Raw genomic sequence first — 15,618 nt, forward strand, 5'->3', positions numbered from 1 at the left:
ATAAGCGGTACAGATGACAGAAAAATTATTTTATCAGGACAGTCATAGAAGTACATTTACGGCCATCGTGCAGGAAGTAAGACCGTCGGGGAACGGGTATGAGATTATTCTTGATCGGACTGCTTTTTTCCCGGAAGGCGGTGGGCAAAGCTCAGATACCGGAAGTCTCGGAGGTGTTTCAGTGAGTGATGTGCAGGAGATAGATGGGAAGATCATTCACTACACGGATGGGCCTCTTGTGGAAGGAACGGAAGTAGAAGGATGTATTGACTGGACAGAACGTTTTTCGAAAATGCAGCAGCATACTGGGGAGCATATTGTTTCGGGGCTGATTCATAAGATATATGGATATCATAATGTAGGGTTTCATCTCGGGACAGACAGTGTGACACTTGATTTTAACGGAGTTGTTCCGAAAGAAAAACTGCATGAAATAGAGCAGCTTGCCAATGAGGCAGTTGCAAAAAATCTCCCAGTGCAAGTATTGTATCCGACGGATGAGGAACTTTCAAAGATCAGTTACCGGAGTAAGATTGAGATTGAAGGGCAGGTACGGATTGTTGTGATTGATGGATATGATGTCTGTGCCTGCTGTGCACCACATGTGAAGCAGACGGGAGAAATCGGTTTGATCAAACTTGTCGGCATGCAAAATTACAAGGGCGGTGTGCGCATCTCGATGCTCTGTGGATTTCGTGCGCTGGAAGATTACTATCAGAAAGAAAAAAATAACCGGGAAATCGCAGTGATGCTTTCGGCAAAAGAATATGAGACAGCGGTGGAAGTGGAAAGACTTCAGGAAGAACTTGCGATGAAGAAGGCAAAAATTGCAGAACTGGAACAGAAGTTTTTGGAACAGAAAGTAGAGACGCTTGATGTTTCCGGTGAAATTGTCTGCCTGTTTGAAGAGACAGATCCGGTTATGACGCGTGAAATGGTAAATCTTCTCTTGAAAAAAGGAGCAAAGATGGCAGCTGTCTTTTCTGGAAATGAGAGAGAGGGTTACCGATATGTGCTCGGAAGCCGTAGCCTGGATGTCAGGAAAAATGGAAAGCTTCTCAACGAAGCGTTTCATGGACGCGGGGGAGGAAAGCCGGAGATGGTGCAGGGAACTGTACAAGGGAAAAGAGAAGAAATTGAGGCGTTCCTGAATTGTAGATAGCAATAGAGAAGAAAAATATCTGCTAAAACAGATGGACGAGAGACAGAAAAGCAGAAAGAAGAGAGGAGACTGGATGAAGCAGAGAAGTATTTTAGGGCGAGTGGCTGTTCCGCTTTTGATCTATTATGGAATATCGCTCGTCATTACGATGTTTGCAAGCGCCATTGTTGCCGGACTGAAGATGCCACAGTATCTGAATGGTCAGGTCGAGTATGCACAGATGGTAACCGAGATGACCAATGAGATTTTAAAGTATACGACTATCATCACTGGAGTGACAGCAATTGTAGCGATACCGATATTTTGGTGGATGTTCCACAAAGATAACCGGATCAGAAGACAGATGGGGATGGCTGAACCAGCGAAAGCCTCACCGGTAAAATATGTCTGGATTGTTATACTTGGTGTGGCGGCTTGTGTGGCGCTGAACAATATTCTTACGTTGAGCAATCTTGCGATGATTAGCTCTTACGAAGAAACTGGGGGAAATTTTTATAAGGTGAACATTGTGGCACAGATTATCTGTCTGGGGATTCTGACGCCGATTGCAGAAGAACTTGCTTTTCGCGGTTTGATTTTTAAACGTTTGCGGGAAGTAATGAACATGAAACGAGCTATTTTGATCAGTGCACTGATTTTTGGAATTTATCATGGCAATCTTGTTCAGGCAGTTTATGGAGGTGTGTTGGGTGCCCTGCTTTCATATGCTTATGAAAAATACGGATCGATCAAAGCGCCGATACTTGCACATATGGTATTAAATCTGACCTCTGTGATCTTGTCAGAAATCGGTGGATTTAGTTGGATGTTTGAACAACCGATGCGAATGGGAATTGCAACAGTTGCATGTGCAGCAATCTCTGCGACAATGTATGTTATGATTCAGAGAATCGGGCAGGGAGAAGCAGACCAAACATCATCAGAACAGCAATAAAGATTGAAAAAACAGAATTGCAAAATGTCCTGCGGGAATCAGCAGATTTCCAGCAGGACATTTTGCATAGCGAGAAGAGAATCGGAACTATTTTGCAGGAACAATTTCCAACCAGTATCCATCAGGATCTTCAATAAAGTAGATTCCCATTGCTTCGTTTTCGAAACAGACACATCCCATTTCTTTATGTTTTGCGAGAGATTCTTCGTAACAGTCTGTCTCAAAAGCAAGGTGAAATTCGTTGTCACCAAGATTGTATGGTCGGTCCCAGTCACGAAGCCATGTAAGTTCTAACTGGTGAGAGGTTTTGCTGTCGCCAAGATACACCAGGGTAAAACTTCCGTCTTCTGCATGATGTTCGCGGACAACGTCAAGTCCGAGCGCTTCCTTATAAAAGGCAAGAGATTTTTCCAGATCTCTTACATTAAAATTATTGTGTACAAATTTAAAACTCATAGTCAGCCTCCTGAAATTTTTCTTTGAGTATAACTTGTCGGAGAAAAAATGTAAAGAAGTTTTCCGAATTTCAAAGTGAAGAATCTGTGAGAGAAAGGAGGAAGATGGGACGGAAAAATATTACAAAAATGTTAAAAGTTATTGCATTTTAGGTGAAAAGAAGCTATAATAGCCCATATGAGAGTAGATATTTGATCTAAAGCAATAAATTTAGAAAGTCAGGATAGGTATTTTATGTATAAGAAAAAGTTTGGAAAATTAGTGATTATTTCATTAATGGCAGCAGCCTTAACAGTGACACCGGTATTTGCTGCACCGACAGTCAATGAATTACAGCAGAAGAAAGCAGAAGAGCAGAATAAAGTAAGTTCTCTGCAGGCAGAATTGACAGAACTTCTTACAAAGATGAGCGATCTGGAAGCAGATCTGATTGAAAAAGGTACAGAAGTGACTCAGGCAACAGCAGATTTGGAAGATGCACAGAAGAAAGAAGAAAAGCAGTATGAAGATATGAAACTTCGTATCAAATACATGTATGAAGAAGGAAATACTACATTTGTTGAGAAACTTTTGACAGCAGACAGTATTTCAGAACTTCTGAATCAGGCAGATTTTGTACAGAGTGTCCATTCTTATGACAGAAAAATGCTTCAGGAATATGTGGATACTAAACAGCAGATCGCAGATTTGAAAGCGACTCTGGAGACAGAGATGGCAAATATGGAGCAGATGCAGGATGATTATGAAGGAGAAAAGCAGAATCTGAATGCAACAATTGAGACACATAGAGCAAATGTAGCAGATTTTGATGTGCAATTACAGGCGGCAGTTCAGGCAGCAGCAGAGGCGGCTGCTCAGAGAGAGGCAGAGCTTCAGGCTTCCGTAAATGAAATTACAGGTGGCCAGAATAATGGCAACACAGGTGGTCAGTCAGGAAATGTTGGAGGTTCCGGACAGAATAACAATGGAAATACAAGTGTGACACCACCGCAGGGTGGTTCTGGGGATACAACAGGTGGTGTAGAGCAGACACCAAGTGTACCAGAGATCCCACAGCAGCCAGAACAGCCGCAGCAACCACAACAGCCTGTGACTCCTCCGGTAGGAGATACAAGCGTAGGACAGGCGATCGTCAATGTTGCTTATGGATATCTTGGCATCCCATATGTATGGGGAGGAACGACAACAGCTGGATTTGACTGTTCCGGTATGGTGCAGGCAGCACATGCGGCAGTTGGAATCGGTCTTCCACGTGTCAGTGAAGCGCAGGGGGCATGTGGACAGGCAGTAGGAAGTATGGCAGAGGCACTTCCGGGTGATATTGTATGTTATGGTTATCATGTAGGAATTTATATCGGCGGTGGACAGATGATTCATGCACCAGAGCCGGGAGATGTTGTAAAAGTATCTTCAGTATACGGCTCTCCATGGTTTAGACGCTGCTGGTAATCAGAGAGAATAAAAAAGGATCAGAGAGCTTTCAAAAGTGTTCTGTATATTTGGAGAAACACGATGTGCTACTTGATAGTTGAAGAGGAGAGGGTTGAAGTTATCAACCCTCTTTTGTGTATTAACAGGAAATCATTCAAAAGAGAAAGGAAAACGTATGAGAAAGAGAATTGGGAAGACAGTTGTGGCAGTGACTTTAGTCGGTTCGATGGCGGTAACACCTGTATTTGCCGCTCCGGCAAAGGAAAATGAAAAACAGACGAAAGAAAGTTCCGTGTCAGATCTCCAAAGTGAATTGGAACAGGTGATGACAAAGATGGCAGACCTAGAGACAAAACTGATCGCAAAAGGAGAAGAGATCCAGAAAGCTTCCAAAGAATTGCAGCAGGCGGAAGAAAAATCAGCAAAGCAGTATGAAGATATGAAGTTACGTATTAAATACATGTATGAAGCCGGAGATACAGAACTTGAGAAATTTATCAATGCGGAGTCGGCCGGGGACGCATTGAATAAGGCAGAATATGTGCAGGCAGTTTATACTTATGACAGAGATAAACTTCAAGAATATGTTGATACGAAAAAAGAGATTGAGAATCTGAAGACTACATTGGAAAAGGATAAGGCATCTCTGGAGAAAATGAATACAGAACTGAATGTGAAGAAGGAGACATTGACAACGACTATCCAGACAAAGCAGGCAGAAGAACAGCAAGTACTTGCAGCTGCTCAGGCGGTAGCGGAAAAACGTCAGGCGGAAGGAAAAGCAGAGAAGACGGATAATCCAGAAAAAGAAGAAACAACACCTGCACAGCCAGATGAAAGTGTTCAAGAACAAGTACCGGTAGAGCCGGAGACACCGAGTGAACCGCAGACACCTGCACAGCCGGAGACACCTGCACAGCCGGAGACACCGAGTGAGCCACAGACACCTGCACAGCCGGAGACACCGAGTGAGCCACAAATACCGACAGAGCCGGAAACACCAAGTGAGCCACAGGCACCGGCAGAGCCGGAAACACCAAGTGAGCCACAGGCACCGGCAGAACCAGAGACGCCAAGTGAACCGCAGACACCGGCAGAGCCGGAGATGCCAAGTGAGCCACAGACACCAGCAGAGCCGGAGACCCCGGAAGAAAATCAGAGTGCGGCGCAGCAGATTGTAAGTGCGGCATATAGTTTCCTTGGAATCCCATATGTATGGGGAGGAACGACAACAGCAGGATTTGATTGTTCCGGTATGGTACAGGCGGCTCATGCGGCAGCAGGGATTTCTATTCCACGTGTCTCCTGGGATCAGGGAGCAGCAGGAGTTGAAGTATCTGCTTCGGAGGCACTTCCGGGAGATATTGTATATTATGGATGGCATGTGGGAATCTATATTGGAAATGGTCAGATGATCCATGCACCGGAAGAAGGAGATGTAGTAAAAATTTCAACGGTAGACTGGGCGGCGCATACATTTGTACGTTGCTGGTAATGGAGATAAGGATGGACGAAAGAGAGCGTTCATCCTTTTTTGTAGAAAAATTATTGCAGCTTATGGAGTAAAAATACATTTTGTATGAGCAATCGCGGTTTGTGAAAAGAAAATCGAATAGAATATTTTGAAGAAAATCCGGCAATCCTAATCAGGTAAAAGCAGGAGGAAGATTGCATGGAAGAGAATAAGAAAAAAATAATGGGGACATTGGAGGAGAATGTCGCTTATATGAATGAAGTTCTGCCTGTAAAAGAGAGTTTTGACCTTGTACAGAGAGATATTGTGATCGGCGGAAAGAAAAGCAGCTTTTTCTTTATCGACGGGTTTACAAAGGATGATACAATGCTAAAGATCATGACCTCTTTTTTTTCAGTGACAGAAGAAAAAATGCCAGACAGTGCTACAGAGTTTTCCAGGTTGCTCGTACCTTACGTAGAGGTCGATACACTTTCTGAATTTGATGGAATCATCAAAAATTTGTTATCGGGGACTACTTGCCTTTTTGTAGATGGCTATGAAGCATGTATTGTGATTGACTGCCGCACTTATCCCGCCAGGGGAGTAGATGAGCCATACAATGACAAATCTCTGCGTGGCCCAAGAGATGGATTTGTGGAGACGATTGTTTTTAACACGGCGCTTATGAGAAGAAGAATCCGCGATCCGCATCTGATCATGAAAATGACAGAGATAGGAGAGAGTTCAAGGACCGATGTGGCGATTTGTTATATGGATGACCGGGTCGATCAAGAACTGCTGAAAAATCTGAACAGCAGATTGGAAAAAATTCATGTAGATGCTCTGCGGATGACGCAGCAGACGCTTGCGGAAGAACTGTTTAAGCGGAAGTGGTTCAATCCGTTTCCAAAATTTAAATTCACAGAGAGGCCAGATACAGCAGCGTCTTGTCTGCTGGAGGGAAAAGTTGTGATTCTTGTAGACAACTCCCCATCAGCGATGATACTACCGACGTCAATTTTAGATATGATCGAAGAGGCAAATGATTACTATTTTCCTACTATTACGAATGTGTATCTGAAAGTGTCACGTGCGTTGATCACAATTGCCACAGTGTTTGTTACACCATTGTTTTTACTATTTATGCAGAATCTTGAGTGGCTTCCGGAAGTGTTTGCGTTTGTGGCGATCAAAGATACAGTGAATATTCCACTGATTTTTCAGTTGCTCATTTTGGAACTTGCTATTGACGGACTTCGCTTGGCGGCAATGAATACACCAAGCATGCTGAGTACACCGCTCAGTGTGATCGCAGGAATCGTTATGGGAGAATTTTCAGTGCGCTCCGGATGGTTTAATTCTGAAGTGATGCTGTATATGGCGTTTGTCGCGGTTGCAAACTATACACAACCTAATTTTGAACTTGGATATGCGTTAAAATTTATGAGACTGTTACTTCTTGTTCTGACGGCAATGTTTAACTGGATCGGATTTCTTATAGGATGTGTGATCGTAATTGTTTCGATCGTTTGTAATAAGACGCTGTCGGGGAGAAGTTATTTGAGAATCAGTAAAAACTAAAAATTGACAAGTCAGGTAAAAGACAGCAGAAGGAATACGCTGCCATACAGACGAGGAAAGGCAAAGAAATCCAGAAGTGAAATGTGAAAAGTAAATAAAATATAGCGAAAGAATTGAATCGCATGAAAAAGATTGTTATAATAAAATACAGTGACAGATAGAACTGATATTTCTGAAGCCCCAGAAATATCAGTATTTATTTGTCCAAAAATTTTGGTAGCAGGGATGTCAGAGAAAAAAGAGAAAGGAAGAAGTTGAAATGGAACAAAGTAAAGATGAAAAACTGGGGACCGAGAAGCTTGGAAAACTCATTGTAAGTATGGCGCTTCCGGCAGTTGCAGCACAGCTGATCAACGTTCTCTATAACATCGTAGACAGAATTTATATCGGACATATAGCGGGACATGGAGATATGGCACTTACCGGTGTGGGGGTCACATTCCCGATCATTACTATTATTTCGGCGTTCAGTGCATTCGCCGGAATGGGAGGGGCACCGATTGCTTCTATTCATTTGGGAAAGAAAGATTATGAGGGAGCGGAAAAGATACTTGGAAACAGTACGAGTCTTCTGCTCTTGTTTTCAGTTGTGCTGACTGCATTCTTTATGATTTTTAAAACACCAATTTTATATGCATTTGGAGCAAGTGATAACATCATCTCATATGCGCAGGAGTACATTACGATTTATTTAGTGGGTACAGTGTTTGTACAGCTTGCAATCGGGCTGAATACATTTATCAGCGGTCAGGGAAATGCAAAAGTTGCAATGCTGTCCGTTTTGATCGGAGCAATAATTAATATTGTGTTGGATCCGATTTTTATTTTCTTATTTGATATGGGAGTGAAAGGTGCAGCGCTTGCCACAATTCTTTCTCAGGCAGTCAGTGCAGTTTGGGTAGTGAGATTCCTCATGTCAAAGAAAAGCATTATCCGTATCCGAAAAAAATATTTGAAACTAAGCAAAAAGATCGTAGGGGCAATTGCGGCAATCGGCATTTCCCCGTTTATTATGCAGAGCACAGAAAGCCTTGTGACGGTTGTATTGAACAATGGGCTTCAGAAATATGGCGGAGATCTGTATGTTGGAACGATGTCCATTCTGATGAGTGTGATGCAGTTGATCATTGTTCCGATTCAGGGTGTTTCACAGGGAGTGCAGCCGATCATCAGCTATAATTTTGGTGCAGGAAAGAGAGAACGGGTGATGGGCGCATTTAAGCGAATGCTTATTATCTGTCTGGCGGCATCGATGACACTTGGGATTTCAGCGATTGTTGGACCGGAATTCTTTGCGAGAATGTTTACAGATAAAAAAGAACTTGTGGATCTGACAGCAAGTGTCATGCCGGTATATTTCTTTGGAATTACGATTTTTGGGATCCAGATGGCATGTCAGTGCGCGTTTATCGCACTGGGGCAGGCAAAGTTATCACTGTTTGCGGCACTTTTGAGAAAGGTGATTTTGCTCGTGCCATTGGCAATCATTCTCCCGAAATATTTCGGAGTGTCCGGAATTTACTATGCAGAACCAATTGCGGATATTATTGCAGTATTTGTGACGAGTGTCTTATTTTTGACGATCACAAGAAAGTTTTTGCGTAATTGCGGAAATAATGATATGATGGGGAAAAGAAAACAATAGGAGGCCCATCTATGAGAGAATATGTGATAACAACGGACAGCACAGTCGATCTTCCAAAAGAATATTTAAGAGAACATCAGGTACAGGCAGTTTCGCTTTCCTATGAGATAGAAGGGGAGACTTATGAGGATCTAAATGGTCTGGAACCGGCAGTTTTTTATGAAAAAATGCGAAATGGGGCAATGCCGACGACTTCTCAGGCAAATCCAGAACAGGTGAGAGAGTTGTTCGAGGGAATATTGAAAGAAGGAAAAGACATTCTCCACATTGCTTTTTCTTCCGGGTTGAGTGGAAGTTATAATAGCGCAAGGATCGCGGCAGAAGAACTGAAGGAAATGTATGAAGGGGCAGAAATTTGCGTGATTGATTCCCTCTGTGCATCGGTCGGAGAAGGGTTATTATATCACAAAGCGAGATGCATGAAGGAAAAAGGCAAAACTTTGCAGGAAGTAGCAGCATGGGTGGAGAAAAACAAGTTACATATCTGCCATAATGTTGCGGTGGATGATCTGAATCATTTGTATCGAGGAGGGAGACTTTCCAGAACGTCAGCGGTGGTCGGGTCTATGATCAATATCAAGCCGTTCATCCACATGGATGAAAATGGGAAGCTTGTTCCGATCGGAAAGGTCAGAGGGCGTAAAAAATCATTGAATATTCTGGTGGATGCGATGGCAGAGCAGATCAAGGGATATGAGGAAGAGAACGATGTGATCATGATCAGCCATGGAGACTGTATAGAAGATGCCAGATATGTGGGGAAATTGGTAGAAGAGCGGTTTGGGATTCACAATATTTTGATTAATTATGTCGGAACAGTTATCGGCTCTCATACCGGGACAGGAGTTGTAGCGCTCTGTTTTATGGGAAACAAACGATAGAGAAAATAGAAAGACGGGATGCTGAGGGGCAAATATTTTGCTCATACGGTATCCTGTTTTTGTATGTGAGCGGTATATCCCAGGACAGAGTGGTATATCCTAGAACAAATAGAAGGAGTTTTGGAAACAATCTAATAAGTTTCAAAAAAGTAGTTGACAGTCTGTGGAGAATGTAGTATGATACATCTTGTGTAAAACGAAAAAGAAAGTAGAGTATCCACTCTCACCGCAGCACAATCGGGTGACTTCGGTTAATATAAGAACTGTCACTTTCGTAAATGTAGAAAGTTATAGGATTGTATTGTGTGGATAGTCGAAGCTATTCACTTTTTTTTGCGTTAAAAGAGTATGAGAGATTAGTTTATGGAGGTGCACGACTATTAGCGATTTAATGATTAATGAGCAGATCAGAGACAAGGAGATTCGTCTGATCGGGGAAGATGGAGAACAATTAGGAATCATGTCAACAAGAGAAGCTATGAAATTAGCAGCAGAAGCAGAGCTTGACTTGGTGAAGATAGCTCCAACAGCAAAGCCACCGGTTTGTAAGATTATCGACTATGGTAAATACAAATATGAGTTGACAAGAAAAGAAAAAGAAGCAAAGAAGAAACAAAAAACGGTGGATGTCAAAGAAGTGCGTTTATCACCTAATATTGATACAAATGATTTGAATACGAAAGTAAATAACGCAAAGAAATTTATTCAAAAAGGAAATAAAGTCAAAGTGACATTACGTTTTCGCGGAAGAGAGATGGCACATATGCAGACAAGTAAGCATATTTTAGACGATTTTGCAGATATGTTAAAGGATATTGCAGTCGTAGAGAAGCCAACGAAACTCGAAGGCAGAAGTATCAGCATGGTTTTAACTGAAAAACGTTAAAAATAAATAATCTACATTTAAGGAGGAAAAACATCATGCCAAAAATAAAAACAAGTAGAGCAGCAGCAAAACGTTTCAAAAAAACAGGTACAGGAAAATTAAAAAGAAATAAAGCTTACAAGAGCCATATCTTAACTAAGAAATCTACAAAGAGAAAAAGAAATCTTAGACAGGCAACTATCACAGATGCTACTAATGTTAAGAATATGAAGAAAATCTTACCATACTTATAAGATTTGAAGAATTGAAGGAGGATTAGAAAGACATGGCAAGAATTAAAGGCGGAATGAACGCTAGAAAAAAACACAATAGAACATTAAAGCTGGCGAAAGGTTACAGAGGAGCCAGATCTAAACAATACAGAGTTGCAAAACAGTCAGTGATGAGAGCACTCACATCTTCTTACGCAGGAAGAAAAGAGCGCAAACGTCAGATGAGACAGTTATGGATCGCTCGTATCAACGCAGCTGCAAGAATCAATGGATTATCTTACAGCAAATTTATGTACGGTTTAAAATTAGCTGGAGTTGAGATGAACAGAAAGATCTTAGCTGATATGGCAATCAATGATGCACAGGGATTTGCTACATTAGCAGAAGTTGCAAAATCTAAATTAGCTTAATTTTGAGATAGAAAATCAATCAGATTTTAAAGAGAGGCAGCGTACCACAAACGTGGAATACGCTGCCTTTTTATAATGCAAAGAAAAAAATCACTTTTTATGTTTCCTGTTATCGGAAGGCGGGAGTGCGTCAACGAGTTTCTCAATCAACTGTTTCTTGACATATACATCAAAACTTAATGTACAGATAAAAGAAAACAGACGGAGAAATTCACGATTCTCCTCATCCGCATCAGAAAAGGTTTCAGAAGAAGTGCGGTAAATTTCTGTAATATCTTCTTTCAGATGATCGATGCGGGATTTCTCAAGGCTGCACACCTCCTCGTAGAGATCTGTGAACGACAGTTCCTTATCTGTGTGGAAGTAGTTCTCTGTGATCGGTTTGAGCAATGTCTCAATATCTTTGATTGATAAAATATTTTTAAAATAATAGATAAAAATGAGAACCATCACATGCTCTTTAGAATACTTTTTCTTCAGAGGAGGTGGGAGAAGTTCATTCTTTGCATAGTTGTTGATCATTGTTTTTGTGAGAATCTTATCGTCTTCATATCGCTTGGAGGATTTCATGTGGTCATTCATAAAAGTTGTGACTTGATCCATATATAGGTCGATATTTGGAATCTCATCTGCCTTTACATAGTCAATTCTTGAAATACTTTCTAAAATACTGTTTAGGATATCTTCTGTGTTAATTGTCATGTCATCACCTCATAGTCTTAGTATATAGTATTGAAAACGAGGAAGCAACATAAATATAGGTAGTTTTAAGAAAACTATTGGATCAAATCCGGATGATAGGTACGAAAAACTGTATTTCAGTCAGGAAGCTTGAAATACAGTTTGGGGAAAGCGTATAATGGCGATAGAAAGGAAAGGGAAGAAGAGATGCCAAAGATTGCAGTATGTGATGATGACAAAGAGAGCGTCATGCGGTTAAAAGAGATGATTTTATCAGCCGGTATCTCAAAAGAGATAGACTGCTATGAGAACGGTGAGAAATTAGTGGAGTCCGATCAGAACTATGACATTCTTTTTCTTGATATTGATATGGATGGGATGAATGGCATTGAGACGGCGAAGATTCTCAGGGAAAAGGACAAGAATGTAAAAATTATCTATGTGACAAGTTATGCGGAATATGTGCATTACGCTTTTGCGGTTCATGCATTTGCCTATCTCTTGAAACCGGTGAGCCAGGAGCAGGTAAAAGCACAGCTGCAGGAGGCGATTTCCTATTATCAGAAGAGGAAAAAAGAAGATGAGATCAGTATTCGATTTGAGACAAAGGATGGGTCAGAACTTGTAAGGATCAATGATATTTACTATTTTGAATACCGGGAACGCCGAGTGTATGTAAAGACAAAAAAGGAAAATCTGATCATTCGCGGAGGGATCCGAGAGATTGCTGAGCGGATGAAAGGATACGATTTTGCAGTGCCTCATAAAAGTTTTGTAGTAAATCTTTTTTATGTCAAAGCGGTGAAAGGGTATGATATCCGGATGATGGATGGCAGTCTGATCCCGCTTTCTCAGAAAAAATCAACAGAATTTCGGTCACTGCTGAATAAATTCCTTGCAGGGTGTATTTAAGATGATCTGTCGTAAGAAATACAGGAAGAGAGGTGGGAATGGTTTTGGCCGTAAATGTATGGTTGAATTTCGTAGAATTAATCGTAATCCACACGATGATCTATTATTTTTTAAGTTGCCTTCCGAGAAACATCCATAGACCGAAATGGTGCTATCTGGTGGTATTTTTTCTGCATAGCATGACATTTTGTTATGTGATTTATCGGTGGGGAAATGCAGGGGCGGGAGCACTGATAACAGTGGCTGGATGTATACTGGCCTGCTATTTTCTATTTACCACAGACCAGATACAGATGTTTTACAGCTGCGTATATGTGACAGTGTTGATCCTATGTCAGGGGATTGTCATATATGGTCTGGGAAGCATCTATGCACGCCTAGGTTTGTTTATCACTTACCGGGAGGCAAATGTGATGATCCTTTTGAAGATTGTGGCAGAGATTTTTGTGACAAAATGTTTCGTGTGGATTTCCCGAAGAAGAAGAGCGAGCAGTCTGACAAAGTTTCAGTATATAGTTTTTTTGATCGTTCCGGTATTCAGTATAGTGTATTTCTATTCCATCTGCGTGTTCTCGGGAATCTATGTTCAGCTTTACGGGATGGAGCTTGTAGTCTTTAATATTGTATTGCTGCTTGTGATGAATGGATGTATGACATATTTGCTTGCAAAAATTTTGAAGACCAATTCTCTTCAAAATGAGCTGAATCTGGCAAATCAGAAAGAGGAGATGCAGTGCCGGTATTATGAGGAGATAGAGCAGAAGTATCAAGAATCCAGGAAGATTATTCACGATATGAGAAATCATCTTCTTGTAATCGAGCAGCTCCAAAGCTCAGGAGAAGAAGAGCGAGCAAGAGAATATATAGGAGATGTACATCAGATGTTAAATATGTTTGGTCACAAATACTATACCGATAACCGTCTGCTAAATATTATCTTAAACGATAAAGAAAAGGCGGCAAATAGAGCAAGTGTAACATTTGATGCGAGAATCGGTGCGATTGCTTTGGAGGGAATGAAAGACAGTGATCTTACAACTGTTTTTGCGAATCTTTTGGACAATGCAGTTGAGGCGGCGAAGGAATCAGAGCAGAAGCAAGTGGTGATACGGGCGGACAGCATTCATGAATTTAATGTGATCCGCATTGAAAATACGATGTCCTTATGTCAGAAAAAGAAGGAAGGTCATATGGGAATCGGATTGGAGAATGTGACAAGAGTGTTGAAAAAGTATGACGGCAGCTTTCAGCGAGAAAGGATGGATGGGAAATATGTCTGTATCGTGACGATGCCAAAATTCCCGGGAATGACTGAAAAAGCAGAGTTCAATGAAAAGAGGAAATGGATATGAAAAAATGTACAGAAAAATGGATGCACGTATTTGTATGTGCCGGATGTGCAGCAGCAATGATTTTTGCAGGCTGTTCCGGTCAAAAACCATTGTCAGACCGTTTTGTGGAAGAGACGGTCAAAAAGACGGCAGAAGAGATTATCGAACTTATCCATGAGGGGGACTATGAAAAGATCATAGAGGAATATGAGAGTGCAAAGCTTGTGACGGTACTTACAGAGGAGGATTTAAGAAATGCAGTGCAGCCTGTGATGGAAGAATTGGGTGAGCCGGAAAAAATTGAGAAGACAGTTGTGCGTGGAACCGAAAATCCAGAGACGAAGGAAAAGTACGCAACTGCGGTCAGTATAGTATCTTATGAAAATGGGAAAGCACAGTATACGATCACGTTTAATCAGGCGATGAAGATGGAAGGTTTTTACATTAAATAAGGGAAGGAAAGAATGGTTATGTTGGGATGGATTATTTTCGCTGTTTTTGCGGTGATGGGAGTTCTTTTCTGGACGGGAAAAGGAGGATGGCTCATCGCAGGCTATAACACAGCGAGCGCAGAGGAAAAGAAAAAATATGATGAGAAAAAGCTGAATAGAACAATGGCGAAGGGATGGACGATCATCACAGTAAGCCTTCTGTTTCTTAATTTTGCAAAGGAAGATATGACTCAGGGTTTTCTGACGATATCTATGATCCTTATGTTTGTTGGAATCGGCTATATTCTGCTGATGACAAATAACTGTTATGTAGAAACAGAAGAAATGTCTGAGACAGAAAAAGAAAAAATTGCAAAAGAAAGAAGAAATGGAAGACGGTATTCTTTGATCATCCTGACAATCTTAGCAGTTTTGACAGGGGTACCAATATTTGCAGGTTCTGTCAACATAGAATTTGAAGAGGATAAAATTCGTCTGTCAGGATTTCTTGTTCCTGGATATACGCTGGAGCAGAAGGAAATTCTCTCTGTGGATTACGAAAAAGAACTGGATCTTGGAAGGCGGACGAATGGAAATGGTTCTGTGAGGATTCAGGCAGGGCAGTTCCGAAATAAGCGATTTGGAAATTATCGTCTGTACAGTTACAACGCATGCAGAGAATATGTTGTGATCGATACAGAAGACAAAACGATCGTTGTCAATGACAAGACACCGGAGAGGACAAAAGAACTATATGAAAAATTAAAAATATTTTCAGAGAGGTGATCACATATGGCAGAATTTTGGTTTTTATTTATCTGTAACATGCTTGTACCTGTGACAATGCTTGTCTTAGGCTATTTGTTCAAAGGAATTCATTTTCCCAAGGATGTGAACGCACTTTGCGGCTATCGTACATCGATGTCAATGAAAAATGAAAAGACCTGGAAATTCGCCAATGCCTACTGGGGAAAAATCTGCTGGCGGATTGGCTGGGGTGTGGCTCTGGTCACAGCCTTTGCGACTATACTTTCTTATCTCGCAGGAGAAGAGATATTTAATACGACATCGATCGTACTTTGTATGGGACAGTGTGTAGTTCTGCTTGTGACGATCATTCCGGTAGAGAGAGCGCTGAAGAAGAAATTTGATCGGAACGGGGAGGAGCGATAAAAGATTTCTGGCATTGCGTTTCGCGGAGAGTTTGGT

Annotated in this window: 17 protein-coding genes; 15 read left to right on the forward strand and 2 right to left on the reverse strand. The window is 41.4% G+C overall.

Features of this window, described 5'->3' with window-relative positions:
* The first annotated feature begins 13 nt into the window (after positions 1-13).
* Together ACGG81_RS04980 and ACGG81_RS04985 are read left to right on the forward strand one after the other, a co-directional pair.
* Entirely contained in the window at positions 14-1,162 is a 1,149-nt protein-coding gene (locus ACGG81_RS04980) for an alanyl-tRNA editing protein (protein WP_336304768.1), read from the forward strand.
* A gap of 73 nt (positions 1,163-1,235) precedes the next feature.
* Complete coding sequence (locus tag ACGG81_RS04985; RefSeq protein ID WP_390109910.1) at positions 1,236-2,096, forward strand: CPBP family intramembrane glutamic endopeptidase; 861 nt, start codon at positions 1,236-1,238, stop codon at positions 2,094-2,096.
* Between the two features lie 87 nt (positions 2,097-2,183).
* On the opposite strand, the gene ACGG81_RS04990 is transcribed toward ACGG81_RS04985, so the two are convergent.
* A complete protein-coding gene (locus ACGG81_RS04990) occupies positions 2,184-2,552 on the reverse strand; it encodes a VOC family protein (RefSeq protein ID WP_117576324.1) in 369 nt (122 codons plus the stop codon).
* A 234-nt stretch (positions 2,553-2,786) separates the two neighbouring features.
* On the opposite strand from ACGG81_RS04990, the gene ACGG81_RS04995 reads away from it, so the two are divergent.
* The 8 genes from ACGG81_RS04995 to rplT all read left to right on the forward strand — a co-directional run bounded on the left by ACGG81_RS04995 (position 2,787) and on the right by rplT (position 11,054).
* Complete coding sequence (locus ACGG81_RS04995; RefSeq protein ID WP_116441839.1) at positions 2,787-4,001, forward strand: NlpC/P60 family protein; 1,215 nt, start codon at positions 2,787-2,789, stop codon at positions 3,999-4,001.
* A 157-nt stretch (positions 4,002-4,158) separates the two neighbouring features.
* On the forward strand, positions 4,159-5,478 hold the full coding sequence (locus tag ACGG81_RS05000) for an NlpC/P60 family protein (RefSeq protein WP_390109915.1): 1,320 nt from the start codon (positions 4,159-4,161) through the stop codon (positions 5,476-5,478).
* A gap of 177 nt (positions 5,479-5,655) precedes the next feature.
* Complete coding sequence (locus ACGG81_RS05005) at positions 5,656-7,020, forward strand: spore germination protein (protein WP_008976242.1); 1,365 nt, start codon at positions 5,656-5,658, stop codon at positions 7,018-7,020.
* Positions 7,021-7,279: 259 nt separating this feature from the next.
* Positions 7,280-8,665, forward strand: a complete 1,386-nt coding sequence (locus ACGG81_RS05010) for an MATE family efflux transporter (protein ID WP_016439242.1) — start codon at positions 7,280-7,282, stop codon at positions 8,663-8,665.
* 11 nt (positions 8,666-8,676) lie between these two features.
* Positions 8,677-9,546 (forward strand): DegV family protein, encoded by an 870-nt coding sequence (locus ACGG81_RS05015; protein WP_008976240.1) that lies wholly within the window; start codon positions 8,677-8,679, stop codon positions 9,544-9,546.
* A gap of 391 nt (positions 9,547-9,937) precedes the next feature.
* Entirely contained in the window at positions 9,938-10,432 is a 495-nt protein-coding gene (gene infC / locus ACGG81_RS05020) for a translation initiation factor IF-3 (protein WP_008976239.1), read from the forward strand.
* A 35-nt stretch (positions 10,433-10,467) separates the two neighbouring features.
* Positions 10,468-10,665 (forward strand): 50S ribosomal protein L35, encoded by a 198-nt coding sequence (gene rpmI, locus ACGG81_RS05025; RefSeq protein ID WP_008976238.1) that lies wholly within the window; start codon positions 10,468-10,470, stop codon positions 10,663-10,665.
* A gap of 32 nt (positions 10,666-10,697) precedes the next feature.
* Entirely contained in the window at positions 10,698-11,054 is a 357-nt protein-coding gene (gene rplT / locus ACGG81_RS05030) for a 50S ribosomal protein L20 (protein WP_008976237.1), read from the forward strand.
* A gap of 90 nt (positions 11,055-11,144) precedes the next feature.
* Here the strand turns inward: rplT and ACGG81_RS05035 are convergent, their stop codons facing one another.
* Positions 11,145-11,756: a DUF1836 domain-containing protein gene (locus ACGG81_RS05035; RefSeq protein WP_008976236.1), complete on the reverse strand. Its 612-nt coding sequence runs from the start codon at positions 11,754-11,756 to the stop codon at positions 11,145-11,147.
* A 186-nt stretch (positions 11,757-11,942) separates the two neighbouring features.
* Between ACGG81_RS05035 and ACGG81_RS05040 the strand changes: the two genes are divergently transcribed.
* From ACGG81_RS05040 to ACGG81_RS05060, 5 genes are read left to right on the forward strand one after another with little or no spacing between them, the layout of a single operon-like run.
* Complete coding sequence (locus tag ACGG81_RS05040; RefSeq protein ID WP_390109921.1) at positions 11,943-12,647, forward strand: LytR/AlgR family response regulator transcription factor; 705 nt, start codon at positions 11,943-11,945, stop codon at positions 12,645-12,647.
* Between the two features lie 38 nt (positions 12,648-12,685).
* On the forward strand, positions 12,686-13,999 hold the full coding sequence (locus ACGG81_RS05045; RefSeq protein ID WP_390110341.1) for a sensor histidine kinase: 1,314 nt from the start codon (positions 12,686-12,688) through the stop codon (positions 13,997-13,999).
* A complete protein-coding gene (locus ACGG81_RS05050) occupies positions 13,996-14,430 on the forward strand; it encodes a DUF3887 domain-containing protein (RefSeq protein ID WP_390109923.1) in 435 nt (144 codons plus the stop codon). Before ACGG81_RS05045 ends, ACGG81_RS05050 begins: the two co-directional genes overlap by 4 nt.
* 18 nt (positions 14,431-14,448) lie before the next feature.
* Positions 14,449-15,195, forward strand: coding sequence for a DUF3784 domain-containing protein (locus tag ACGG81_RS05055; RefSeq protein WP_270458436.1), 747 nt, complete (start codon positions 14,449-14,451; stop codon positions 15,193-15,195).
* Positions 15,196-15,201: 6 nt separating this feature from the next.
* Positions 15,202-15,582, forward strand: coding sequence for an SdpI family protein (locus tag ACGG81_RS05060; RefSeq protein ID WP_117576318.1), 381 nt, complete (start codon positions 15,202-15,204; stop codon positions 15,580-15,582).
* Positions 15,583-15,618: the final 36 nt, after the last annotated feature.

The organism is Faecalimonas umbilicata, from assembly GCF_042846195.1.
GTDB lineage: Bacteria > Bacillota > Clostridia > Lachnospirales > Lachnospiraceae > Faecalimonas > Faecalimonas umbilicata.